We start from the raw sequence: 25513 nt of genomic DNA, 5'->3' as shown, positions 1-25513 counted from the left end.
AACGACGATTGGAGCCGACGCCGTGCCACAGACCGACCTGCCACCGACCGACGCGCCCATGCGCCTGGCCACCACCATCCGCCCCTACGACTGGGGCTCGGTCACCGCCCTGCCCGAGTTGTTCGAGACGGAGCCCACCGGCCGGCCGCAGGCCGAACTCTGGATGGGCGCCCACCCCGGCGCCCCCTCGACCGTCGACGGCGTCCCCCTCAACGACCTCATCGCCCGCGACCCCGCCGCCACCCTCGGCGAGCGCTCCACCGCCCGGTTCGGGCCCGCGCTCCCCTACCTGCTGAAAGTCCTCGCCATCGAGCGGCCGCTCTCCCTCCAGGTCCACCCCACCACCGCGCAGGCCGAAGCCGGCTTCGCCGACGAGAACGCCCGCGGCATCCCCCTCGACGACGCCACCCGCACCTACAAGGACGCCTCGCACAAACCCGAGATGGTCTGCGCCATCACCCCCTTCCACGGCCTGTGCGGGTTCCGCGACCCCGCCGCCACCGCCGACCTGCTCGACCGCCTGCGCCTGCCGGACCTGCGGCCCTGGATCGGCACGCTCCGCTCCGGCGAGCCGGAGACCGCCCTGCGCACGGTGTTCGCCCAGATGCTCGACGACGCGTCCCGGCCGCTGCGCGCCCAGGTCGAGCGCGCCCTGCTGGACCTCGGGCCCGGCGACGACGACCTCGCCCCCTACGCCGGCATCGCCCGCGCATGCCCCGGCGACCCAGGCATCGTGGCCGCCCTCCTCCTCCACCACGTCGACCTGCTCCCCGGCCAGGCGCTCTACCTCGGCGCCGGGGTGCCCCACGCCTACCTCGGCGGCATCGGCGTGGAGATCATGGCCAACTCCGACAACGTGCTGCGCTGCGGCCTCACCACCAAGCACGTCGACGTCCCCGAACTCATGCGCGTCGTCGGCTTCACGCCGGCCGGCCCGCACGTCGTCCACCCCGGGCACGACGCCGCCGGCGAGCACCACTACCGGCCGCCCGCCCCCGAGTTCGCGCTCACCCGCTACGAGCTGACCGGCCAGGCCGCCCACACCCTGCCCTGCGGCGTACCGCGGATCGTGCTCTGCCTCGACGGCGAGACCCACCTCGGCGACGGCCTCACGTTGCGGCCCGGACAGTCGGCCTTCGTGCCGGCCGCCGCTCCGCCGGTGCGGCTTTCCGGCAAGGGCACTGTGTACGGCGCCGAACCCGGCGCCTTTACAGTGTAGATTCCTCGCGCGGAGCTCGGCACGGGCGACCGAACCGGCTTGACCTGGCACGTTACTGTAAGACATGGTCACGAAACGGCCCGAGGGCAACCTGCCGCTCGAACTGACCAGCTTTGTCGGCCGCCGCCACGAGCTCGCCCGGGCTCGGCGGCTCATGACCCAGACCCGCATGCTGACGCTGACCGGCCCCGGCGGTGTGGGCAAGACGAGGCTCGCGCTGCGCATAGCGGCCGACGCGCACCGGGCCTTCCGTGACGGCGTGTGGCTGGTCGACGTCGCTCCCCTGAACGACGGCGAGTCACTCGCGCCCGCCGTCCTCGACGCCCTGGGATTCCGCGACGAATCGCCGCGGCGGCCCGACTCCGGTCTGGTGGAACTGCTGGAGTCCAGGCAACTGCTCCTGCTGCTGGACAACTGCGAGCACATGCCCCTGGCGGTGGCCGTACTGGCCGGCAAGCTGCTGGGCGCGGCCCCTGAGCTACGGATACTCGCGACCAGCCGCGAGACCCTCGGCGTGGAGGGCGAGTGCGTGTTCACGGTGCCGCCGCTCGCCCTGCCCGAGCGCGGCGAGTCCCCGGCCCTCAACGAGGCGGTGACCCTGTTCGCCGAGCGGGCGGCGGCCGTCCAGCCGGACTTCACCCTCGGGGACGACAGCGAGCCGGTGGCCGAGCTGTGCCGGCGGCTGGACGGCGTTCCGCTGGCCATCGAGCTCGCCGCGGCGCGGCTGCGCGTGCTGCCCGTGACCCAGATTCTCACCCGGATGGACGACCGGTTCCGGCTCCTGGCGGACCGGCGGCAGACCACCGTCCCCCGGCACCGTACGCTGCGCGCGGCGATCGACTGGAGCTACGACCTGTGCGACCCCGCCGAGCGCACCCTGTGGGCCCGGCTGTCGGTGTTCCCCGGCGAGTTCGGCCTGGAAGCCGCCGAGCAGATCTGCTCCGGCGACGGGATCGCCGCGGACGAGGTGTTCGACCTGCTCGTCGGGCTGCTCGACAAGTCGATCCTGGCGCGCGCCGAGCGCACCGGGCGCGCCCGGTACCGCTTCCTCGACAACATCCGGGAGTACGGCCATGCCATCCTGGCGAACTCCGGCGAGGAGCCGGCGCTGCGCCGGCGGCACCGCGACCACTATCTGGGCCTGGCGCGGCGGGCACGGCACGAGTGGTTCGGCCCTGACCAGGCGGAGTGGGTCACCAGGCTCCAGCACGAGAAGGACGGCATCAGGACGGCGCTGGAGTTCAGCCTCGACGAGCCCGGCGAAGCGCACGCGGCGCTGGAGATCGTCAGCTCGCTGTGGCACTTCTGGCTCTTCGCCGCGGGCTCGTTCGGCGAGGGCCGCCGCCTTCTGTCCCGGGCCCTGGAATCGGCCCCCGAGGCCACCCCGGTCCGCGCCGACGCCCTGTGGGTGGCCGCCTGGTTCGCGCTCAGGCAGGGCGACGTGGACACGGCCATGCCCCTGCTCGGCGAGTGCCGCGACCTCGCGCGGCGGCTGGACCATCCGGCCGCTCTGACGAGCGTCGCCCATTTCTCGGGGCTGGCCGCCCACCTGAGGGGCGACCACCGGGAGGCGCTCGCGCTCCTGCTGGAGGCGCGCGAGCGCTACCTGGCCTGCGGTGACCAGGCGGGGGTGTGGATGACCCTGTTTCACCTGGTCATCGTCCACTCGGCGCTGGGCGACGGTGACCAGGCCGCGGCCGCGGCGGCCGAGTGCCTGGCGATGTGCGAGGGCCGCAGCGCCTACCTGTCCCGGTCCAACGCGCTGTGGGTGGCCGGCCTGGCGCAGTGGTTCCAGGGAGCGCAGGACCGGGCGGCGGCGCTGGTCAAGAAGGGGCTCGACGTCATGCGCCGCCACGACGACCGGTGGGGCGTCGCCGAGAGCCTGGAGGTGCTGGCCTGGATCGAGGCGGCACACGGCCAGGAGGAGCGGGCGGCCACCCTGTTCGGCGCCGCCGGCGTGGCGTGGCGGTCGGTCGGCACGGCGACGCCCGGGCTGCGGCCCTTCACCGACTTCCACAACATCTGCCAGACGCGGGTGCGCGGCGTCCTGGGCGGGGGCGCGTACACGAGCGCCTTCCAGCGGGGCGCCGGCCTGTCCCTCGACCAGGCCGTCGACTACGCGCTCGACGTCGACCGGAGCTCCTCGGCCGAACGCCCGCAGCCCTCCGTCCTCACTCCCCGCGAGCAGGAGGTCGCCGAGCTGGTCGCCCAGGGGCTGAGCAACAAGGAGATCGCCGCCAGGCTGGTCATCGCGCAGCGCACCGCCGAAGGGCACGTCGAGCACATCATGACCAAGCTGTCCCTCTCCTCCCGGGTGCAGGTCGCGACGTGGTTCACCCATCACTGCCGCTAGGACGACGGCTCTCCGGGACACCCGGCCGTGCTCAGGCGTTGGGGCAGCGGGCCGGGGCGGTGCCGTAGGCGTACTGGAGGAAGTCGACCAGGATGCCGGGCCACGAGCCCCAGTCGTGGCCGCCGGTGCCGTAGCAGTAGCGGTGGCGCACTCCCAGGCCGGTCAGGCTGGTGTGGAAGGCGCTGGCGTGCGAGCCGAGAATGGCCTCGTTGACGGCCCTGGCCTCGGTGTTCTCCGGCGAGGTGGTGCTGTAGCCGCATTCGGGCGGCGCGGGGTCGTCGCCGTCGCCGAGCACGTACCGGCCGGAGGAGTCGCGGGGCAGGGTCTTGCAGCCGCCCGCGTAGAGGCCGAGCCTGCCGCTGTACGGGGCGTATCCGCCCTGCGTGGCGAGCACGGCCGGGTTGGCCGACGGCCAGTCGTGGACCGTCTGCCCGTCCGGCCCGGCGGCGGTGGTGTGCGGCCCGAACAGGGTGTCCAGCCGGTAGAGCAGCTGCTCCTGCTGGTCGAGGACGATGACGCCGTCCCTGTACTTGTTCACCCGGTATTTGCCCAGGTCGAGAGGCGTGATCGCGGCTCCCGACTGCCACATCGAGTCGGACACCGTGCGCTGGGCCGGCTTGGCCCGCAGGTCGATGCCGGGAGAGAAGGCGCCGATGACCGAGAAGACGCCGGGGTGCGCGGCGGCGTACCGCAGCGTGCCGTAGCCGCCCATCGACAGGCCCGCCAGCCCGCGGCCCGAGCGGTCGGCGATCGTGGGGAAGTTGGCGTCGATCCACGGAATGAGCTGGGAAATATGGTACGTCTCCCACTTCGGCGCGAAATATCCGTCGGTGCGGCCGGCCCAGTCCGCGTACCAGCCCGTCATGCCGCCCGTGGGCATCACCACGATGCCGTCGAACGGGCGGTCCGGCACCGAGGCGATCAGCGACACCAGATCGGCCTTCGTGGTCCACTCGTCGTAGTTGTCGCCGCCGCCGTTGAGCAGGTAGAGCGAGCGGTAGCGGGTGCCGCCGCCGGGGTCGTAGTCCGGGGGCAGGTAGATCCGCACGGTGATCTCGCGGGCGAGCGGGGAGATCTCGGGCGTCCCGCCGGCCGGCTGGAAGATCGCCGTCGAGGTCATGGCGACGTCGCGCAGCTCGGACCCGTCGGGCTGCGGGCTCCGGTCCACGCGTACGCAGGTGATGCCGTGGCCGTCGGGGTGGGGCAGGCTCGCCGCGCACGCGCCGGCGTGAGCCGGGACCGCGCCGGCGTGAGCCGGGACCGCCGGCGCCACGAGCGCCGCGACCGTCAGGACCAGCGCGGCCATGACCCGGGACGACCGTCGCATGGGACACCACCTCCGCACGAAACGGCCGCGGGGAAGGGGGCCGCGTGATCAGAAGATCAGGGATCAGCGGCCCCGTCAACGACGGCCCTAGGGAAGGCGGCGGATCTTCAGCACGTTGTCGGTGCGGGTGCCCGGCCGGCCTTCGGGGTCGTGCTGGCTGCGCTCGTACTCCTCGCTGCGCAGCACCTCCCACTCACCCTCCGGCAGGTCGAGCGCGTCGAGCACGTCCTGCGTCGTCGGGAAGTGCACGTGGGGCATCGGGTTGCGCTCCCAGCTCGGCCACCCGCCGTGCCCGAGGACGAGCAGCACCCCGCCGGGCGCGACGGCCGCCGCCGCGGAGCGCAGGATCTTCTCGCGCGGCAGCTCGCCTTTCGAGTGCAGGAACGAGGCCGAGACCAGGTCGTAGTGCCCGTCGGGGAACGTGCTGCCCAGGTCGTGCCGCTGCCAGTCGATGCGCTCGGCCACCTCCGCGGCCTTGGCGTGCTCGGCGGCCCGGTCGAGCGCGACGCGGGAGATGTCGGTGGCGGTCACCCGCCAGCCGCGCTCCGCGAGCCAGATCGCGTCGGCGCCCTCGCCGCACCCCAGGTCGAGCGCGCGGCCCGGCTCCAGGTCCGTGGCCTCGCGCACGAGCATGACGTTGGGCCTCCCGCTCCAGATCTGCGGGCGCTCGGTGTAGAAGGCGTCCCAGTACTCCTCCGGGGAGACCTGGCCGCCCGCGTGCGCCCGGCGGACGGCGACGGCCTGGCGGGTCTCCTCGGCGATCAGGTCGGCGTTGATGGCCGCGCCCGCGCGCACGCCCGCCGCCGCCGAGCCGATGACCTGTTCGACCAGGTTCGTCACGTTCCCCGCCACCCACACGCCGGGCACGCTGGTCGCGCCCGCCGGGTCGGCGGGGACGTAGGTGCCGATCACGTGCCCGGCCATCTCCTGCTCGGCCGTCTCCAGCCCCAGCCCGGCGAGCAGGCCGGAGCGCGCGGTCAACCGGGTGGCGACGGCGAGGGCGCGGCGCGGCACGACCGTGCCGTTCACCCGCACGCCGCTGAGCCGGCCGCCGGTCAGCTGCAGCCCGGTGACATGTCCTTCCACCACCTTGACGTCCCTGGCGACGAGCTGCTCGACCTCCTCCTCGCCGAACTCGGGCGCGGTGTGGCGGAAGAGGGTCACGTCGTCGCTCCACTGCCGCCACAGCAGGGCCTGGTGCACGGCGAGCGGGCCGGTGGCCACCACGCCGATCGCCTGGTCGCGTACCTCCCAGCCGTGGCAGTACGGGCAGTGCAGCACGTCGCGGCCCCACAGCTCGGCCAGCCCCGGCACGTCGGGCAACTCGTCGACCAGGCCGGTGGTCACCAGCAGCCGGGCGGCCTCGACCTGCGACCCGTCCGCGAGCACGAGCCGGAACCCCTCGCCGGTAGGCTCGGCGGTCTCGACGGTGCCCGTGACGATCTCGCCTCCGTACCGCGCCACCTCCTCGCGGCCCGCCGCCAGCAGCTCGTGCGGCGGCGTGCCCTCGCGCCCCAGGTAGACGTGCACACCGTCGGCGGGCGCGTTGCGCGGCTGCCCCGCGTCGATCACCAGCACCCCGCGCCGCGCCCTGGCCAGCGTGAGGGCGCCGCTCAGGCCGGCGGCGCCGCCTCCGACGACGACCACGTCATATCTCGTGTCCATTGCCGCTCCTCTTGTCCATGTGGTGCGGCCACTGTCCGCAAAAGGGCGTGGATTTGACAAATATCATTGCCGAAATGGCAAGGTGGATCCATGGAACTCGACGAAGTGCTCCAGGCGGTGGGGCCGCGGCTGCGGGCCTTGCGGCAGGAGCGCGGCGTGACGCTGGCGCAGTTGTCCGCGAGCACGGGCATCTCCGTCAGCACGCTGTCGCGCCTGGAGGCCGGGCAGCGCAAGCCGACGCTGGAGCTGCTGCTCCTGCTGGCCACGGCTCACCAGGTGCAACTCGACGAGCTGATCGACGCGCCCGTCACCGGCGACCCGCGGGTGCACATGCGGCCGGTCAAGCTCAGAGGTGGCAGGACCTACATCCCGCTGACCCGCCGGCCGGGCGGGTTGCAGGCGTTCAAGCAGATCTACCCGCCGCACTGGCCGAACGCCGACCTGGAGCAGCAGGTCCATGAGGGTTATGAATGGCTGTACGTCCTGTCGGGGCGGCTGCGCCTGCTGCTCGGACGGCACGACGTGATCCTCACCCCGGGCGAGGCGGCCGAGTTCGACACGCGGACGCCGCACGCCTTCGCCAACCCGGACTCCGAGCCCGCCGAGGTGCTGGCCCTGTTCGGCCCGCAGGGCGAGCGCATGCACGTCAGAGCCAAGCCCGCCCCCAAGTGAGGGCGGGCCGGTTCCGGAGCCGCCGGGCGGCGGCGCTCGCGTGCGGTCAGCGGAGGACGCGGATCCTGAAATGCGCGACGGTGCCGCGCGGGTCCGGGTTGAGGTGGGTGCGCTCGACGGCCGCACGGAACCGGTACCTGCCGGGGGCGACGTCGTCGGCCGCGATCCGCAGGCCGAGCTCCATCGTCTGCCCCGGGTAGATGGTGTCGAGCGTGCAGGTCACCTCGCCGCTCGTCCCCTCGCACCCGGTCTCGGTGTCGGGCACCAGGCGGAACCCGCGCGGCAGCCAGACGCTGACGGGCACGCCCGCCGCTCCGCTCAGCCCGTGCATGGCGACCGTCAGGGTGGCCGTGGTGCTCTCGCCCTGCTCGATCGTCCCGTCCGCCACGTCCGCGCTGATCGACAGCTGGTCGTAGACGCCGTCCGGGTCGGCCGCCTTGACGATGGCGCCGTAGGAGTCGATGCCCAGCGCCGTGGCGGTGGTGCTGCCGTTGTCGCCGTGGTGCGACCGGCCGGTGGAGGTCACGCCGACGAGGCCGCTGCCAGGGGCGCGCAACATCCACGGGCCGCCGTTGTCGCCGTCGACCAGCTGGCAGTTGTGGGTGGTCAGCCCGCCGAACCGCACGTCGTGGCGGCGCGGCTCGTACGGGCGGGCCGGGCGGGTGCGGCCCTGGCACCACATCTGGTCCTTGCCCTGGTAGGCGCGGTCCTTATGCACGGCGGGGTAGCCGATCGTGTTGACCTTGAAGCCGCCTCCCTGGTTGCGCAGCACGGTGTAGCCGCCCACCCGGTCCTGCAACGTCTGGTCGGTGTAGACGTTCTCCACCTCCACCAGCGCGACGTCGTACGGGGAGTTGGCGTCCCCGCCCTCCTGGCCGGTGTAGGCGCTCGGCTTCCACGCGCGCACCGCCCCCCACCGGCTGTACGGCTCCCGCTCTCCCCGCCCGTCGTAGGCCGGCACGAACAGCAGGTGGCGATGCCAGCCGTGGTGCCCCGGATCCTGGCGGTACTCCCCTCCGTCGTGGTCGCCCGGCTCGCCGTACACGCACTGCGCGGCGGTGACGATCAGCGACTCGTCGCGCGAGCGCACCACGGCAGCGGTGCAGGACCTGAGCTTGTCGTGGGCGTCGACGAAGAACAGCCGGCCGGCGGCGCGGGTGTGCGGGAGCTTGCTGTAGGGACGCCGGACCCGGCCGTAGCCGTTGGCGTCACCGCCGGGCGTCAGCCGCTGGGACGACGGGATGCCGGTGACCCGCGCCGCGCCCTCGCCGTGGTGCGGAGTCAGCTCGGTCTCCGGCAGAGGCGCGCCGAGCGCGGCCGCCATGCGGGCGGACGTCCAGAAGTCGCTCGACTCGTGGGCGTCCATCTCCGGCGACCTGTCCGCGCCGTGCGGCCACCGCGGGCGCGTGTCCGCCGGCTTCCCCGCCGCGGGCGCAGCGGCCCGAGCGGCCCCCGACGCGGCGGCCACCGGCGCCATGAGGCCGGCCATGGCCAAGGCGGCGGCCGTCGTGATCGGGATGGTCCGTGATCTCATCTGTCCCCCTGAACAGGCGATGACTGAAAATGACGGGGAAACTGTAAGTCATCGACTGCTACCCTCCGTGCATGTTGCCGGGTGCGAACCACACCCGCGCCGGTTACGGGGGTTGCGCGCTACCGGGCGTGTCGGAACCTGACTGCCATAGCCGGAAATATCACCACGCGCACCGACCACGCGGGATCAGCCGCGACGGACCCTCGATGCCACTCCGGACGGCGGGGATGCGCCTATGACCGGCGGCGCCGCCGTTCGTCGACCAGCGACCAGGCGTCCTCCCACGCGCGATACCGGCCGCGGTCCACCAGCCACCGGAAGCCCGCCAGCGCCGTCAGCACCGCCGCCACCGCGGCCAGCATGACGAGCATCCCCGTCACCACGCCGGTGACGTGGATCTCCACCGCGGTCGGGGGCGGGAGCGTCGGCCGGCCGGTCTCGTCGACCCAGAGCCGCACCTTGGTGCCCGCCTTGGCCAGGGCGGGCGCGCGTACCTGGCCGGTGTGCTCCTGCCCAGAGGGCATCGTCCACCGCGCCTCGGCCGGGCCGCCCCGGGGCACCGACCCGAACGACGTCGGGCTGACGGGCACGTCCGCCAGCAGCGTCGCGTCCACCTGCAACCGCCCGCCGGCGCCCGCGCCGGCCGCGTTCTGGTACGTCTGCCGCCCGGCCGCCACCGCGGGCCACACGCTGAGCAGCAACAGCAGCACGGCGATCAGCAGCGCGAGACTTTCCAGGCGGTCGGACCGGCGGCGCAGCGGATTGCGGTCGAACCGGTATCTCCGCACTTGTCGCATCACCGAGTCGCGCATCACGAACACCCCCTGACGGCCCTCTCCGGGTGGCGCCATCATGTCCGGCAGAGGCATGGGTCCCTCATAGGTCCCTGCCCGCCCGGGCTCCGCCGTATCAGGATATTTCCTGGTGAAACCCCCTATGGACGCGCGCCGCCCATAGCCCGTCCATAGCCCGTCCATAGCCCGTCCATAGGCCGTCCATAGGCCGTCCGTGGACCGTCCCTGGGCCCCCGGCGCGCCGCCCGCGCGCCGTCCGTAGGCCGCCCGCGGGCCAAGCGTTGCACGCGTTGCACGCGTTGCACGCCGAGACGGTCGCGGCCGGGCCGCACGGTGATCAACCGGTCGCGGGCCCCGCTCGCCGCACCTCCGCTCATTCTGCCTTCTGCTCATTCTGCCAACCCGCCGGGGAACCGCCGGCCCGGCGGGGAACGTCTTTCAAGCACAGGGGGCCGCCTGCGTTTCATCATTTCTCTGCTCAAAGGGAGACACATGGACGGGGTTTCCTACGCGATCGCCATCTCGCTGGTCGCACTCATCGCCCTGGCCGCGACGCGCACGCAACTGGCGCTGTCCGCCGCCCGATCCCGGGCGTCGGCCGCCACAGGTTCTCCACTCGACCTCTACCAGGCGGCCTATCTCGCGGGCGGGCCGCGCCGGGTGATCAATACGGCGCTGGTGTCGCTGGTCGCCCAGGGTGGGGTGCGGGTGTCCAGCGAGGGGGTCGTCACGCCGGTGCAGGGGTTCCGGCCGAACAAGCGGGTCCGCATCGAGCGAGCGGTCTACGGGCAGGTCAAGGCCGGCGTGGGCGGATCCACCGCGGCCGAGGTACGCCACGGCGTCGGCGACGCGGAAGCGATGCGATGGTTGTCCACGCCCCTGTCGCGTCGGGGCTACCTGATGCCGCCGGCCGACAGGGTGCGGGCGCGGCGCCGTACCGGCCTGCTGGTCGTCCTCGCCGCGCTGGCGGTGCTCGCGGCCGCCGTGGGAGCGGCCCTGCACGGTCCCGGGGGCGCGGTCGTGATCGCTGCCGTGGCCGCCGTGGCCGGGCTCGTCTGCTCCTACCTGCTCCGCCGCCGGCTCGCCGACCCGCTCACCAAGGCCGGACGGGCGGCGCTGGAGCGGGCGGACGTCCGGGGCCTCGCGGACGGCAAGTGGCAGAGCTCCGACGACATCAGCGGGGTGGCGTTGCACGGGTTGACGAAGCTGCCCGACCGGCGGCTCGCCGACACGCTGCGCCGCGACACCCGGGCCAGGACCCGCTCGCGCGCCGCGTGCTGCGCTCCAGGGCACTGCGGATCGTACGGCAGGACGGCCATCCCGCTGCACGACACCGCCGTCGGCTCCGGCGGAGGGTCGTGCGGTGGCGGCTTCTTCGACTTCGGCAACCTCTTCGGCTCCGACCGCGCCGGCTCGCACTCGGGCGGCGGCCACGGCGGAGGCGACTTCAGCGGCGGAGACAGCAGCAGCGGCGGTGGAGACAGCGGAGGCGACGCGGGCCCAGGACGACGCGGGCCCGAAGCGGTGGGGGCGTGTGACAAAGACGACGGCAAGTCATGAAGCGGGCCTTGCGCTACGCCGACGTTGCGCCACATATCGTGGTGGCCTGAGTGGCAGGTGACGACCGAGGTGGTGACTGCGATGCCGGAGGCGAGCATCGACGTGGCGGCGCTGAAGCGGCGCATGGGGCGGGTGGGCGTCTGGAACGCCACGCTGACCGGGGAGTACGCCGCGGTCGAGCGGGACGCGGCGGGCGAGATCGAGAGCCTGGGATTCGGGACGTTGTGGTTCGGTGAGACCCCGGCGGGCAAGGAGTCGCTGGTCCACGCGGCGCTGCTGCTCGACGCGACCCAGAGCATGATGATCGCCACCGGGATCGCCAGCATCTGGGCCCGCGACGCCACCGCCGCCGCGAACGGCGCGAACGCGCTCGCCGAGGCGTACGGCGGGCGGTTCGTGCTCGGCCTGGGCGTGAGCCACGCGCCCGCCGTGGAGATGCGCGGCCATGACTACAGCAGGCCGGTGTCGGCGATGCGCGACTACCTCGACGCCATGGACGCGACGAAATATGGCGGCCCGCTGCCCGCGCCGGCGCCGCGACTGCTGGCGGCGCTCCGGCCCCGGATGCTGGAGCTGTCCGCCCAGCGTACGCAGGGGGCGCACCCCTATTTCGTCCCCGTGGAGCACACCAGCCGCGCCCGCGCCGTCCTCGGTCCCGATCCCGTGCTGGCGCCGGAGCAGACGGTCGTGCTCGACACCGATCCGGCACGGGCGCGGCAGACCGCCCGCCGTTTCATGTCGCTCTACCTCAGCCTGCCGAACTACGTGAACAACCTGCTCGACCTGGGCTGGAGTGAGGACGACGTCGCCGGTGGCGGCAGCGACGCGCTGGTCGACGCCATCGTGGCCTGGGGCGACCCGGAGAAGATCATCGAGAGGGTGCGCGACCACCTCGACGCCGGCGCCGACCACGTCTGCGTCCAGCCGCTCGCCGCCACGCCCGACGACCTGCTGGAGCACCTGCGCGTCCTGGTCGGCGCCGGCCTCGCCTCGATCTGACCCGGTCCGGCGCCGTCCGCCCACCCTGTTCCCGGACCCGCCACTCGCGCGGCCCGGGAGCGGCTCGCCCCTACCGGACCCGCCCCACGCTCGGCCCGGGAGCGGCTCGCCCCTACCGGACCCGCCCCACGCTCGGCCCGGGGGCGGCTCGCCCCTACCGGACCCGCCCCACGCTCGGCCCGGGGGCGGCTTGTCCCGACCGGGCCCGCCCGGCACGCGGCCCCGGGCACCGCGTGCCCGGCCCGGCTCAACTCTCGCGCAGTCCGAGCGTGACGGACGCGGTCGCCAGGGCGCCGATGTGCTCGTCGACGGACCTCAGTCCCGCTTTCATGGTGTTGACGGCCAGATGCGTGGCGCCGGCCTCCCGCCACCGGGCGGCCAGCGCGCCCAGTTCGTCGGCGTCGCCCTTCCAGCTGACCCGCCCCTCCATGCCGATGCCGGAGGGGTCACGTCCGGCCTGCGAGGCGGCCTCCTCGACGACGGCCCTCGCCTCGTCCAGCTCAGGGCCGGGAGACATCTGCGGGAACCACCCGTCGGCCAGCCGGCCGGCGCGGCGGTAGGCCGGCGGCGACTGCGCGCCGAACCAGACGGGGATCGGCCTGGTCACCGGCAGCGGCGCGAGGCCCGCTCCGGTCACCCGGTCGAAGTCACCCTCGAACGTGACCGACTCCTCGGTCCACAACCGGCGCATCAGCACGACCTGCTCCTCCATGCGCCTGCCCCGGGTGGTGAAGTCCTGGCCGAGGGCTTCGTACTCGACCTGGTTCCAGCCCAGCCCCACGCCCAGCCGGAAGCGGCCGCCGGTGAGCAGGTCGACCTCCGCCGCCTGCTTGGCCGCCAGGACCGTCTGGCGCTGCGGCAGGATGACGATGCCGGTGACCAGTTCCAGCGTGGTCAGCGCGGCCAGGTAACCGAACAGGACCATGGGCTCGTGGAACGTGCTCCGCACGTCGTAGGGTCCTTCCCAGCCCTGGTGGACCGCCGGGTCGGCGCCGACCACGTGATCGAAGGCCATCACGTGCCGGAATCCGAGCTCCTCGGCCGCCTGCCCGTAGGCGCGCACCGCGCCCACGTCCGCGCCGATCTCGTTCTGCGGAAAGACGACACCGATTCGCATATATGGCTCCCGTTCGACATCCGACGTCTGCGAACCATCATCGCGTGCCCGGCGCCGCTCCCGCGTCCGACGCTCCGCCCACCGGCCGGCGCCGCCCACGGTAATCCCGGGAGGCGCCGGCCGCGCGGCTCACTTCAGCGCGTACGCCCGCTCGATGGTCTGCGTGACCGTGGCTCCCGTCTTGTTCGACGCGGTGACCCGCAGGGAGACGTACCCGCTGGTGGCGCGGAGCGGCGGATGCACCACCAGCGCCTGGTAGCGGTCCTGGCCCCGTTTCCCGGTGAGCGCCGGCAGCCAGGTGGCGCCGTCGTCGACCGAGTACTCGGCCTTGAGCCGCTTGACCGCGTGCTGCTCCGGGAGCGATCCGTGCGGGCCGGCCCCGATCTCGAACGTGAACGGCAGGCCGGCCCGCGCCCGGTTCAGCAGGTCGAGCGGGAGGTCGTAGCTGAGCAGGATCGCCGGCTGGACGGCGCACGACGGCCCGTACGAGCAGGTCGGCCCGTCAGGCGTGCCGGACGGCGGCGAGGAGGCGAACGACCACTCGGTGGTCACCTCCGGCGACAGTGTTCGCTTGGTGGTGTCGACGCTCTGCAGCCGGTACTCCGCGCTCCCCTCGGGGACGGTGAAGGAGCGGGGCGCGCGCCCCTGCACCGGGATCTCCCGGTCGCCCGCGAACAACCGTGGCGCGGACTTGACCTCGGCCGTGCTCAGGTTGGTGAGGTGGCGCGGGTCGGAGTCCGACCACCGGTCGAGCGGCACGAACCGGTCGCCGTCGCGGCACATCACGCACGGCACGCCGGCCGGGTAGCCCTTGGGCTGCTCGGCGGCGCCCGGCGCCAGGGGCGCCTTGAACCAGTGCTCGCTCTGCCGGCGGTCGTGCCGGGTGAAGCGGTCGCTGGAGTGCAGGCGCAGGCTCTGGTTGGTGATCTCGCGGCTCCAGGTGACCTTGTCGTCGACCGGGCCGAAGTACTCGGTGCGGGCCAGCGGCATGGTGAGAGGCTGCCCGTACGTGATCTCGCCAGGTTCCTCGCCCGTGGTGGACGACCCGAACTCCCGGCCGGAGGTGCCCGGCTGGTCGGCGTGATACTGGGCGTCGATCCGCACGAGGTCCCGCGTGTCCACCTTGGGGGCCCTGCCGGGGATCCGGCCGCGCTCGTCGTAGCGCAGGCGGTACACCGGTCCCCCGTCGTCCGGCTCCAGGCGCATGGAGACGGGCCGCGCGTCCAAGGCGGCGCGCAGCGCGCGGCCCTGTTCGGCGCTCAGCCCCAGCCCCAGGAACTGCCCGGTGGAGTAGGGCGCCCTGGCCCTGCCTCCGTCGACGTCGAGGTAGCCGGCGAAGCCGGCGGCGCCGCGCGCGGCGGCGAGCCTGGCGGCCTGGTCCATCGCGCCGACCGCGCCGCGGTACGACGCGTCGCCGTCCCCGACCGGCACCCCGGCCAGGACCAGCTTGCCCGCCACGTCGACGCCCTGGAAGTCCGCCTCCCTGCCCTGTCCCACGGACACGACGGGGAGGGTGCGGTCCTCGGTCAGGGCGGCGTGCATGTCGGCGACGTCGTAGACGGGGTCGAGCCGGAGCCGGCCCGCGGTCGCGGAGGTCAGCGCGGCGGGGTCGAGCCGCCAACCGTGGGAGAGCCGCAGCTCGCCGGCCTGGACCTTGCCGACGGGCGTGACGTAGAGGTCCTGGCCGGGGCCGGTGCCCGCGTACACGGCAACGGGGTTGTTGCGGTCGGTGAACGTGCGGACGTACCAGACCCTTCCGTCGCCTTCCGTCCTCTCCCCGGTGACCGGCTTGATCGGCGTGGTGTCGCGGGCGTCCAGAGTGACCGTCCTGTCGCCGTCGAGCGTGACGGTCCCGATGACCATGCTGGTACGGTTGGCGGTCGTCGCGTCGTGGATCACGGTGACCACCTCGTAGTCACCCGCGGGCAGCGGCACCTGCCTGTTGCCCCGGGCGTCGGTGCGGGCGGTGTAGTAACCGGCCGGGTAGAACGGGTCCTCGGGGCTGACCTCGCGTTTCATCGGGATGTAGTAGACGAGCGGCTCGGTGCCCTCGCGGCCGCTGCCGAACTCCTTGATGCCGTAGGAGTTGATCAGCGAGACGGTCAGCTGGTGGGTGGGCGGGCCGGTGTAGTAGCTGAACGGCGTGACCAGTTCGGCGCCGCCGCCGCTCGCGGTGATCCAGCCGCCGTACGCGCCGATCTCCCCCTTGGCGGGATCGACGGTGACGTCGACGGTGGCGGAGCCGTTCGCGGGCACGGTGACGCTCCCGGCGCTGAGGCTCACCGCCCCTTCGGGCGCGGGCCTGCCGCTCCAGCCGCGGGTCGCGGGCGCGACGGCCAGGGTGACGTCCTCGCTCCCGGTGTTGCGGTACGTGACCTGCCGCGTCGCGGGCTCGCCGTCGAGCACGCGGAAGTCGACGGCCCACGTCGCGAACACCTGCTGGGTGACCGCGCGGGCCACGTCGACCCGGCCGCTGCCCTGCTCGAACCAGTTGTGGCCGCCGTCGCGCGCGGCGGTGGAGGTCAGCGCGTCGCGCAGCTCGTCGGCGTCCCAGCCGGGGTGCTGCTGGGCCAGGATCGCCGCGGCGCCGGCCACGTGCGGGGTGGCCATGGAGGTGCCGGAGCCGGCGGTGTAACGCTCGTTGCCCGGGTACGGTTCGCCGGACGAGGCGGAGGAGAGGGCGGCCACGATGCCGTCGCCGGGGGCGACGATGTTCGGCTTGACGGCCGCGTCGTACAACCGGGGTCCCTTGCTGGAGAAGCCGCTCAGCGACGTGCCGGTGTCCTTGTCCACCGAGCCGACGGCGACGGCCTCGTCCGCGGCGGCGGGGATGTCCACCGTGAGCGTCTGCCCGGCGTTGCCGGCGGCGGCGACGAACAGCGTGCCGTGCGCCTTGGTGAGCTCGTTGACGGCCTGGCTCATCGGGTCGGTGCCGTCGCCGCAGCAGCTGCCCAGGCTCATGTTGACCACGTCGGCGCCCTGCTCGGCGGCCCATTCCATGCCGGCGATGGCCCACGACCAGTCGCCCCTGCCGTCGTCGCCGAGCACCTTGCCGATCAGCAGGGAGGCGCCGGGCGCGACGCCCTTGTACGTCCCTCCCGAGGCGCTGCCGGAGCCCGCGATGGTGGAGGCGACGTGGGTGCCGTGGCCCTTCTTGTCGGTGATGTTCGGGGACGTGGAGAAGTTCTCGCTGGCGGCGATCTTCCCGGCGACGTCGGGGTGCTCGGCGTCGATGCCCGTGTCGAGCACGGCGACCTTGGTCCCGGTGCCGTCGTAGCCCTTCTCCCAGCCGGCGGGCGCGCCGATGAGCGGCACGCTCTTGTCGAGCGACGCCGTGACCTGCCGGTCCAGCCAGATCTTGGCGATGCCGCCCGCCGTCCTCTCGAGCGCGGGCCGCTCGCCGAGGAAACCGTTCCAGAACCGGCCCGCGTCGGCCGGCTGCACGGTGAGCGCGGCGCCGTCGATGCTGGGCAGCGGGCGCACGTCCGCGGCGCCGGCCAGGGTGCCCGCGGTCGCGGACAGCGCGGACGCGGCGGGCTCGCCCCGGTAGGTGACCAGCAGCGGGATGCGGTCGGTACGGCCTTCGCGGGCCAGCGTGACGACGTCGAACAGCGTCTCGTCCAGGGTTCCCGCCGAGACCAGCGGCGCGGCGTCGGACGGCAGGACCAGCCGGCCGCCGTTCCTGCCCGGGAGGGTCGCGAAGGTGACCGGTGTGCCGTCGGGGCGCGGGGCCTCCTGGATGGAGATCTTGGGGATGCCGTCCTTGACCGGCGTGTACGTGACGACGTCGCCGGTGATCAGCGTGATGGTCACGGGCGCGCCGGCTTCGGCGGCGACCTGGACGGCCGTGGCGGGGCCCGCGGTGGTGGTCTGGCCGGGAGGGGTGGCGTGGCCGGGGCTCGCGCCGAGGGCGAGGACGAGTGCGGCGCCGGCTAAGAGCGCCGGGAGCCTGAGGTGCCGGTGGTGCAAGGGATTTCTCTCCTCAGCTACCGGTGGGAACGCTCCCACGCTGGAAGATCGGGTTCGCCTCCCTTGTACCAGCCCCACCAGGGCCCTCAGCCGGCCCGGGCCAATTTTGGGTATACCGAATCGGCCCGGGTCAGCCCCGCCCGTACCTGTCCTCGGCCCGCCAGAAGTACCGGCCTCCGATCACCAGCGCCGCCACCGCCCAGGACACGCACGCGGCCCACACCATCACCGGCGGCGTGTGACCGGCCATGAGGATGTCCCGCATCCACTCGATGTAGGAGGCCGCCGGGTTCAGGTACATCGCGGTGGCCACCCACTCCGGCAGCCCCGCGCTGCCGACCACCTTGTCGTGGATGGCGAAGAACACCCCGGACGCGTACAACCACGTGCGCATGACGAACGGCAGCAGCTGGTTGAGGTCGCGCAGCGAGGCGCCCAGCCGGGCCAGGATCAGCCCGGCCCCGACGTTGAACAGGGTCTGCAGGCCCAGCACGACCGGGATCATCAGCCAGTGCCAGGTGGGGGGCTCGCCGGTGGCGACCACGATGGGCAGCAACACGCCCATGGAGACGGCCAGCTGCCGCAGCTCCTGGATCGTGTACGCCAGCGGCAGCGCGGCGCGGGGGAAGTGCAGGGCGCGGATCAGCGACAGGTTGCCGGAGATCGACTTGGCGCCCGCGGTGGCGGCCCGCTGCGTGTACGTGAAGACGAACATGCCGGTCAGCAGGAAGGCCGGGTAGTTGTCGACGTTCCTGCTGCCGCCCAGGATGAGCCCGAACATCACGTAGTAGATCGCGGCGTTCAGCAGCGGGGTGATGACCTGCCAGAGCTGCCCCAGAGCCGAGCCGGAATATCTCGAGACGTTCCTGGAGGCGGCGTAGGTGAGGACGAAGTGGCGCCGCTCCCACAGCAGGCGCAGGTAGACGGGGAACGGCGGCCGCGCGACGGCGGGACGCAGGCCATGTCTCCTGGCGAGCGCCTCCAGCGACTCCTTCGGACCGTTCTCCACGTGGCTCATGACTACCTCGATGACCGGTGGCCGTTCACCCCGATCATCCCCTGACGCACGGGGCGTCGGTCCAGCCTGTTCGCGGAGGGTCGGTTCATCCGTTCCTGTACGGGCGCAGCGTCTCGTCGAGCGCGTCGCGCATCGCGTCGGCGAGGGCGCCCTCGCCGGTCAGCGCCCACAGGATGAGCACGCCGTTGTAGGTCACCTGCACCGCGTGGGCCAGCCGCGCGACGTCCGTCTCGCCCTCAAGCTCCCCCGCCGCCACCGCCTCGGCCAGCAGCGCGGCCATCTCGTCGCGCGTACGGCGGGCGTGCTCGGCGGCGTGGGCGCGGAAGCCGGGGTCGGTCAGGTCGAGTTGCAGGAAGCCGAGGCTGTTGGCCAGCTCTTCCGGGGTGGCCACGCTTTCCGACAGGCCGACCACGGCGGCCCGCAGCGCCTCCAGCCGCGAGCCGTGCTCCTCCCTGGCGCGCAGGAACGGCTGCGCCACGCTCTCCTTGGCCTGCTCGGCCAGCGCGAGGAGCAGGCCGCGCTTCGAGCCGAACCGCTGCACCAGGGTGGCCGGGGACAGCCCGGCCTCCTGGGCGACCACGGCCAGGGTGAGGCTCTGCGGCCCGTGCCTGCCGATCGCGCGGGCGGCGGCTCGGAGGATCGCCTCGTCGCTGGTCGTACGGGGCCTGCCCATGATGCCTCCGCTGGTCAGTGAACGGTCATTCAGGTTATCCGCCGAGGTCGGGCAGGTGGTGGCGGGCGTGCTCGACGAACGCCCGGCCCGCCGGGCTCCTCGGCCCGCTCGCCCGCCAGACCAGCCCCATCCTGGCGCGCATGGGAGGCCCGGTCAGGGCCAGCACGCGCAGCTCGGACTCGACGCCCGCGACCGCCGACTCGGGCAGGATCGCCATGCCGAGCCCGCGCGCGGCCAGCCGGCCGAGCACGAGCGGCTCGCCGGCCTCGAACGCCACGTGCGGCGCGAACCCCGCCCGCGCGCAGGCGTCCTCCAGCGTCGCCCGCAGCCCGGTGCCCGGGGGCAGGCTGATCAGCGGCCGTCCTTCCAGCCCCGCCACCGCGATCGAGGTCCCGCTGGGAGCCTCGTTGTCGCGGCGTACGGCGGCCACGAGCGGCTGGTCCACCACGACCTGCACCTCCACGTCCGGCGGCAGCCCGGCGCCCAGGCCGAGCAGCCCGAGGTCGAGCAGCCCGAGGTCGAGCCGGCCGCCGAGGACGCCGTCGAGCAGCGTCACCGGGTCGTTGAACACGAGCGAGATCTCCACCGACGGGTATCGCTCGTGGAAGTCGGCGAGCATCCCGGGCAGCCCGAGCACCGAGGGGGCGGACACGCTGCCCATCACGACGTGGCCGCTCAGCAATCCGGTGAGCTCGTCCACGGCCTGGCGCATCCCGCCGGCCGCCGCCAGCGCGGCCCGCGCGTACGGCAGCACCGCCTCGCCCACCGCCGTCAGCCGCACGGTGCGGCCGGACCGGTCGAACAGCGGCTCGCCGAGCTCGCGTTCGAGCTGGCGGATCTGCGCGCTCACGCCCGGCTGGGCGACGTGCAGCCGGGCCGCCGCCCTGGTGAAGCCGGCCTCCTCGGCGACCGCCACGAAGTATTCGAGCTGCCGCAGTTCCATAACGACGCATGCTAGCAGCAGCCCGATCCATCATCACGGCTTCTGGATCTGCACGCCGGTCCGGGCCGGCCTCGGGCGGTGTACCGGTACGCCGGGTAGGTCAGGTAGCCCGCGTCACCGCCCTGGTAGTACGTCGCCTCGTCGACGGGAGCGATCGGCAGGCCGGTGCGCAGCCGCTCGACCAGGTCGGGGGTTGGCGAGGAAGCCGCGGCCGAAGCTGATGAGCTCGGCGCCCAGCCCCAGCCAGTGGTCGGCCTCGGCCCGTCCGGTCTGCTTCGGGCCCATCGGCGGCACCGGGTTCATGATGAGGGTGCCCGGCCACGCGCGGCGCAGCCCGATCAGCACGTCTTCGCCGGCGGTGGCCTCGAGGCGGACGTAGGCCAGGTCGAGGCGGGCCAGCTCGGCCAGCAGCGCGCTGTACAGCTCCGGGACATCGGTCTCCGCCACGCCCCAGAACGTCGCGCCCGGGGAGAGGCGGATCCCGGTCCTGGCCCCGCCGACGGCTTCGGCGGTCGCGGACGCCGCTTCGACGGCGAACCGGATCCGGTTGGTCACCGAGCCTCCGAGACCCGTCCGCCGTGCATGAGCTGGGCGAAGATCCGCCCGCCGCCGGCGTGCACGGCCGCGGTCGCCGGGCGCCACGCGGCAACCTGCTCATCGGTGTGCAGTCCCGGCGTGCCCGGGTTGGACTGTCCGATCAGGCTCGGCTGCACGCCCTCGGAGATGATCAGCCCGGCCGTCGCACGCTGAGCGTAGTACGCCGCCATCGACGGCGTCGCGAGACCGCCGGCGCCGGCCCGGCTTCGCGTCATCGGGGCCATCACCAGGCGGTTGGGCAGTGTCAGGTCACCGAGCCGATAGCTGTCGAAAAGGGTCGTCACGTCGTCCTCCATAGTCGTCGATCACGGATCGCGGGTACGACGAGTAGGCTAAAAGCTCACATGGATGTCAGAGGCAAGCGTTGTGCCGGAGATCACACGGGGAGGACGATGTGCGCATCGGCGAACTCGCGTCACGGACGGGGGTCAGCGTCCGGTCGCTGCGTTACTACGAGGAGCAGGGGCTGCTCGCCAGCACCCGCAGCGCGAGCGGGCAACGGCACTACACGGACGACGAGGTCGAGCGGGTCACGTTCATCCAGCGCCTGTACGCCGCGGGTCTGTCCAGCCGCACCATCGCCGAAGTGCTCCCGTGCGTCGACGCGCCCGGCGAGGACAACTCCGACGCCGCCCTGGAGCGGATGGCGCGGGAGCGCGACCGGCTCTCCGCGCACATCGCCGACCTCGTCCGCACCCGCGACGCACTCGACGAGCTGATGGCGGCGAACCGCGCGTATCGCGCGGAGCTGCGGGCATCACTGGCCGGCTGAGCCGGGCTCCCCCGTAGGGCTGGTTCCGGTGTGCCTTGGAGGCTTTCAGGACGTGACGCTGACGCCCGTCACCGCGAAGCGTTCGACCGTCGCCACGTGACCGCCCGTGGAGACCACGACGGTGAGGGTCTTCCCCGGCCGGGCCGTGAAGTCGACCGTGGCCGACCAGGGTGCTTTCCGGCCCCCGGCGGGCACGCAGCACCGCTCGCCCAGCGGGGCGTCCGAGCCCGGCCGGCGCACGTGGACGGTGATGCTCTCGTCCACGCCCGAGATGCGCCCACCCACGGTGAGCGGCGAGCTCACTTCGGCGCCGTACGCCGGCTTCGTCAGCGTGAACGAGGTGTCGTCGGTGCCGACGACCTCCCACGGGGCGTCCTCGCCCGGCCCGTACCGCATGAGGTGCACGACGGCGGCGACCGCCGGCCGGTCGCCCTCCTGGCTGCGGTAGCCGACGTGCACGCGCGCGTGCGCGCCTTCCTGCTCGGTCTTGACGGCCCGGTCGATCTCGGTGAAGCCGAGATAGTCGCGGGTGAAGGCGAGCGCGGTGCGGGCGGCGTCGAGGTGCCATGCCTGGTCGCCGTCCTCTCCCTGGGTGTCCCGCCAGCGCGCCGCCTCCTCCTGGGTGGAGAACGGCCACAGCGGCTGGTAGCGGCCGGCGATGAGGGACTCGCCCGGTGCGGGCGTGCCGGCGTCCGGAGTGGCCGAGGCGGACGGGCTGGGCGGGCCGGTGGGCCCGGCCGAGGTCGAGGACGCGGTCGAAGGCGCGGTCGAGGGCGGCGCGGTGGCCGTCACCTCGGGGTCCGTCCCGCCGCCGCAGCCGGCGACGGCGACCCCGAGCGCCGCCAGCAGGGGCGGCAGCACGCGGATCACCTTCATGCGGACCTCCTGCGACAACGCTCACGGTGGCGAACCCAACGTATCGCCGATGGTTCGGGCCCGCATGAAGCCCGCGCGGCCGCCACCCCGGAAGCCGGGTCGTACGGTCAGGGCTGACAGGCCCGTACGCGGGTAGCGTCCTGACATGTCCACCTTCGACCTCAGCAAACTCCGCGCGGTGGTCTTCGACACCGACGGCGTGGTCACCGACACGGCCCGGGTGCACGCGGCCGCGTGGAAGCACGTGTTCGACGCCTTCCTGCGGGGTCGGGGGGCGGAGCCGTTCGACATCCGCGCCGACTACCTGGCGTACGTGGACGGCCGACCGCGGCTCGACGGGGTGCGCACGTTCCTGGCCTCGCGCGGCGTCTCGCTGCCGGAAGGCGGCCCTCGCGACGAGACGGGGGCGCCGACCGTCCACGGGCTCGGGCTGGCCAAGGACGCGTTGTTCCAGGAGCAGATCGACAAGCACGGTGTGGCCGCGTTCCCTTCGACCGTCGCGCTGCTGCACGAGTTGCGGCGCCGCGGGGCCCGTACGGCGGTGGTCTCGGCCAGCAGGCACTGCCGCGCGGTGGTGGCGTCCGCGGGCCTGCTGCACCTGTTCGACGCGGTGGTCGACGGCATCGACGCGGCCGAGCTGGGATTGCCGGGCAAGCCGGATCCCGCGCTGTTCCTGGAGGCGGCCCACCGCCTGCACGTGCCCGGGGCCGAGGTGGCGATCGTGGAGGACGCGTTGCCGGGGGTCGAGGCCGGCCGCAGGGGCGGGTTCGGGCTGATCGTCGCGGTGGACAGGAGCGGCACCCAGGAGGCGGCGATGCGCGCGGCCGGAGCCGACGCGGTGATGGCCGACCTGGCCGACGCGAGCGTGACCGGGCGGGTGCCCGTGGGACGGCGATGAACGCCTGGACGCTCGTCTACGAGGGTTTCGACCCCGCCGGCGAGGGGTTGCGCGAGGCGCTGTGCACGCTCGGCAACGGCCGGTTCGCGACGCGGGGGGCCACTCCCGACGGGCGGCCGCGCACCCCGGGCACGTACCTGGCGGGCTGCTACGACCGGCTCGACTCGGTGGTGGCCGGCCGTACGGTGACGAACGAGGACATCGTCAACCTGCCCGACTGGCTGCCGCTGACGTTCGCCACGCCGGGGTCCGGCTGGTTCCGGCCCGAGGACGCCGACCTGCTGCGCTACCGGCATGAGCTGAACCTGCGGCACGGCGTGCTGACGCGGGAGCTGCGCTGGCGCGACGGCGCGGGCCGGGTCACCCACGTACGCCAGCGCCGCCTGGTGTCCATGGCCGACTGCGCCCTGGCCGCGCTGGAGACCACGTTCACCGCGGAGAACTGGTCGGGGCCGATGCGGGTGTGCTGCACGCTGGAGGGCCGGGTGACGAACTGCGGCGTGGCCCGCTACCGCGACCTGCGCGGCGACCATCTCACCGGGCACGAGACGGGCGCGGACGACGGCCTGGCCTGGCTGACGGCGACCACGCGCAACGCTCACGTCATGGTGGCGCTGGCCACCAGGACCGACGGGGACGCGCCGGCCGCGCGGCCCACGCTGGGCGGCGACCACATCACCTCCGACCACGTGCTCGACCTGGCCGAGGGCGAGCCGGCCCGGCTCACGAAGATCGTGGCGCTGACGAGCTCGCGCGACCCCGCCGGCCACGACCCGCGCTCGTCGGCGCTGCGTCACGTGCGCCGCGCGCCGCGCTTCGACGAGCTGCTGGCCCGCCACGCGTCGGCGTGGGAGTGCCTGTGGCGGCGGGCCCGGCTCGACGTGGACGGCCCTGAGCTGTCGCAGCTCGTCCACCTTTACGTCTTCCACCTGCTCCAGACGCTCTCCCCGCACACCGCCGACCTCGACGCCGGGGTGCCCGCCCGGGGCCTGCACGGCGAGGCGTACCGGGGGCACGTGTTCTGGGACGAGCTGTTCGTGGAGCCGTGGCTGAACCTGCGCTTTCCCGAAATCTCGCTCGGCCTGCTGCGCTACCGCTGGCGGCGCCTGCCCGAGGCCAGGGACGCGGCCGCGGAGGCCGGGTACGAAGGCGCGATGTTCCCGTGGCAGAGCGGCAGCGACGGCCGTGAGGAGACGCAGACGCTGCACCTCAATCCCGCCTCCGGCCGCTGGCTGCCGGACAACTCCCACCGCCAGCGGCACGTCGGCCTGGCCATCGCCTACAACGTGTGGCACCACTATCTGGCCACCGGCTCGATGCCGCCGTGGTGCGCCGAGCTGATGCTCGACATCGCCAGGTTCTTCGCCTCGCTGGCCGAGCTCCGCGACGGCCGCTACGAGATCCGCGGCGTCATGGGCCCCGACGAGTATCACGACGGCTATCCGGGCTCCGACGAACCCGGCCTGGCGAACAACGCCTACACCAACATCATGACCGTGTGGCTGATGACGCGCGCCCGCGAGACCGCCGTGCTGGCGCCGCACCTGGCGCCGCCGGCCGCCGAACTGGCCCTCTGGGACGACGTCAGCCGCCGCATGCGGGTCGACTTCCACCAGGGCGTCATCAGCCAGTTCACGGGGTACGGCGACCTGCTGGAGCTCGACTGGGACCGCTATCGCGGCGTGCGCCGCCTGGACCGGGCGCTGGAGGCCGACGGCGACGACGTCAACCGCTACCAGGCCTCCAAGCAGGCCGACACCCTCATGCTCTGCTACCTGCTGGGCGACGAGGAGCTGACCGGCATCCTGGAACGGCTCGGCTACACGCCCGACCCCGGCCTGATCTCCAGGACGATCTCCTACTACCTGCGCCGCACCAGCCACGGCTCCACGCTCAGCGCCGTCGTGCACGCCTGGATCCTGGCCCGCCGCAGCCGGGAACGGTCCTGGGACTTCTTCATCGAGGCCCTCACCGGCGACGTCAGTGACGTGCAGGGCGGCACGACCGCGGAGGGCATCCACCTGGGAGCCATGGGCGGCACGCTCGACCTGCTGCAGAGCTGCTACCTGGGCCTGGAGCTCGAACGGGGCGGGCGGCTGCGGCTGGATCCGCTGGTGCCCGACCGGCTCGGCCTGGTGTGCATGCCGCTGCGTTACCACGGGCGCCAGATCTTCGTCGACGCCGACCATCGCGAGGCGCGCATCAACGGCACCGTGCGCCGCACCTATACGCGAGGAGAAGTGATCATGACAGGGACCGGCGATTTCGGACGCCGCATCATTCACCACCGCGAACGTCTCGGCTTGACCCGGGAACAGGTGGCCGACAAGGCAGATATGTCGCCTGGTTACGTGAAATATCTGGAAGAGAACGCCGACACGCCCGACACCGGCGCCCTCTACCGCCTGGCGGACGCCCTGCAGACCACGGTCGAGGACCTGCTCGGCGGCGGTCAGGACCGCCCGCCCGGGCGCGGCCCCGCCATGGCCCATCCCACCCTGGAGGCGCTGGACCGGGACGAGTGCCT

Annotated in this window: 18 protein-coding genes and 1 pseudogene; 8 read left to right on the top strand and 11 right to left on the bottom strand. The window is 73.2% G+C overall.

Going from position 1 to position 25513, the window contains the following annotated elements:
• The first annotated feature begins 22 nt into the window (after positions 1-22).
• Positions 23-1219, top strand: a complete 1197-nt coding sequence (manA, locus tag E1292_RS25950) for a mannose-6-phosphate isomerase, class I (protein ID WP_246090334.1) — start codon at positions 23-25, stop codon at positions 1217-1219.
• 64 nt (positions 1220-1283) lie between these two features.
• On the top strand, positions 1284-3572 hold the full coding sequence (locus E1292_RS25945; RefSeq protein WP_132597818.1) for an ATP-binding protein: 2289 nt from the start codon (positions 1284-1286) through the stop codon (positions 3570-3572).
• Positions 3573-3603: 31 nt separating this feature from the next.
• On the opposite strand, the gene E1292_RS25940 is transcribed toward E1292_RS25945, so the two are convergent.
• Both E1292_RS25940 and E1292_RS55460 read right to left on the bottom strand, forming a co-directional pair.
• Positions 3604-4899 (bottom strand): alpha/beta hydrolase, encoded by a 1296-nt coding sequence (locus E1292_RS25940; protein WP_132597817.1) that lies wholly within the window; start codon positions 4897-4899, stop codon positions 3604-3606.
• 87 nt (positions 4900-4986) lie between these two features.
• Entirely contained in the window at positions 4987-6564 is a 1578-nt protein-coding gene (locus tag E1292_RS55460; RefSeq protein WP_132597816.1) for an FAD-dependent oxidoreductase, read from the bottom strand.
• A gap of 90 nt (positions 6565-6654) precedes the next feature.
• On the opposite strand from E1292_RS55460, the gene E1292_RS25930 reads away from it, so the two are divergent.
• Positions 6655-7236 carry a helix-turn-helix domain-containing protein gene (locus E1292_RS25930; RefSeq protein ID WP_132597815.1) on the top strand — a complete coding sequence of 194 codons (582 nt, stop codon included), beginning with the start codon at positions 6655-6657 and terminating at the stop codon, positions 7234-7236.
• Between the two features lie 46 nt (positions 7237-7282).
• On the opposite strand, the gene E1292_RS25925 is transcribed toward E1292_RS25930, so the two are convergent.
• Together E1292_RS25925 and E1292_RS25920 are read right to left on the bottom strand one after the other, a co-directional pair.
• Positions 7283-8770, bottom strand: a complete 1488-nt coding sequence (locus E1292_RS25925; protein WP_132597814.1) for a DUF11 domain-containing protein — start codon at positions 8768-8770, stop codon at positions 7283-7285.
• A 233-nt stretch (positions 8771-9003) separates the two neighbouring features.
• On the bottom strand, positions 9004-9639 hold the full coding sequence (locus tag E1292_RS25920) for an Rv1733c family protein (RefSeq protein WP_132597813.1): 636 nt from the start codon (positions 9637-9639) through the stop codon (positions 9004-9006).
• A gap of 417 nt (positions 9640-10056) precedes the next feature.
• Here E1292_RS25920 and E1292_RS25915 point away from each other — a divergent pair, with 417 nt between their 5' ends.
• Together E1292_RS25915 and E1292_RS25910 are read left to right on the top strand one after the other, a co-directional pair.
• A complete protein-coding gene (locus E1292_RS25915) occupies positions 10057-11124 on the top strand; it encodes a TIGR04222 domain-containing membrane protein (RefSeq protein ID WP_132597812.1) in 1068 nt (355 codons plus the stop codon).
• A gap of 81 nt (positions 11125-11205) precedes the next feature.
• Positions 11206-12123, top strand: a complete 918-nt coding sequence (locus E1292_RS25910) for a TIGR03620 family F420-dependent LLM class oxidoreductase (protein WP_132597811.1) — start codon at positions 11206-11208, stop codon at positions 12121-12123.
• Positions 12124-12370: 247 nt separating this feature from the next.
• Here the strand turns inward: E1292_RS25910 and E1292_RS25905 are convergent, their stop codons facing one another.
• The 6 genes and pseudogenes from E1292_RS25905 to E1292_RS25880 form a co-directional block, all read right to left on the bottom strand.
• Entirely contained in the window at positions 12371-13240 is an 870-nt protein-coding gene (locus E1292_RS25905) for an LLM class F420-dependent oxidoreductase (RefSeq protein WP_132597810.1), read from the bottom strand.
• A 129-nt stretch (positions 13241-13369) separates the two neighbouring features.
• The gene (locus E1292_RS25900) at positions 13370-17209 is read right to left on the bottom strand and encodes a S8 family serine peptidase (RefSeq protein ID WP_132597809.1); all 3840 of its coding nucleotides are present in this window, start codon (positions 17207-17209) and stop codon (positions 13370-13372) included.
• A 130-nt stretch (positions 17210-17339) separates the two neighbouring features.
• Positions 17340-18227 carry an ABC transporter permease gene (locus E1292_RS25895; RefSeq protein WP_132597808.1) on the bottom strand — a complete coding sequence of 296 codons (888 nt, stop codon included), beginning with the start codon at positions 18225-18227 and terminating at the stop codon, positions 17340-17342.
• Positions 18228-18312: 85 nt separating this feature from the next.
• Complete coding sequence (locus E1292_RS25890) at positions 18313-18900, bottom strand: TetR family transcriptional regulator (RefSeq protein ID WP_132597807.1); 588 nt, start codon at positions 18898-18900, stop codon at positions 18313-18315.
• A gap of 34 nt (positions 18901-18934) precedes the next feature.
• Positions 18935-19843, bottom strand: a complete 909-nt coding sequence (locus E1292_RS25885) for a LysR family transcriptional regulator (protein WP_132597806.1) — start codon at positions 19841-19843, stop codon at positions 18935-18937.
• A gap of 11 nt (positions 19844-19854) precedes the next feature.
• A pseudogene (locus tag E1292_RS25880) lies at positions 19855-20724 on the bottom strand (oxidoreductase).
• A gap of 110 nt (positions 20725-20834) precedes the next feature.
• On the opposite strand from E1292_RS25880, the gene E1292_RS25875 reads away from it, so the two are divergent.
• Positions 20835-21212 carry a MerR family transcriptional regulator gene (locus E1292_RS25875; RefSeq protein WP_165974739.1) on the top strand — a complete coding sequence of 126 codons (378 nt, stop codon included), beginning with the start codon at positions 20835-20837 and terminating at the stop codon, positions 21210-21212.
• Positions 21213-21257: 45 nt separating this feature from the next.
• Here the strand turns inward: E1292_RS25875 and E1292_RS25870 are convergent, their stop codons facing one another.
• On the bottom strand, positions 21258-22088 hold the full coding sequence (locus E1292_RS25870; protein ID WP_220447064.1) for a hypothetical protein: 831 nt from the start codon (positions 22086-22088) through the stop codon (positions 21258-21260).
• A 145-nt stretch (positions 22089-22233) separates the two neighbouring features.
• Here E1292_RS25870 and E1292_RS25860 point away from each other — a divergent pair, with 145 nt between their 5' ends.
• Together E1292_RS25860 and E1292_RS25855 are read left to right on the top strand one after the other, a co-directional pair.
• Positions 22234-22986 (top strand): HAD-IA family hydrolase, encoded by a 753-nt coding sequence (locus E1292_RS25860; protein WP_132597804.1) that lies wholly within the window; start codon positions 22234-22236, stop codon positions 22984-22986.
• Positions 22983-25513 (top strand): helix-turn-helix domain-containing protein (locus tag E1292_RS25855; RefSeq protein WP_132597803.1); only part of this gene is annotated, 2531 nt, incomplete at its 3' end. The genes E1292_RS25860 and E1292_RS25855, both read left to right, overlap by 4 nt.

It is taken from the genome of Nonomuraea deserti (assembly GCF_004348685.1).
Lineage (GTDB): Bacteria > Actinomycetota > Actinomycetes > Streptosporangiales > Streptosporangiaceae > Nonomuraea > Nonomuraea deserti.
This window is presented reverse-complemented; position numbering and strand designations above follow the sequence as displayed.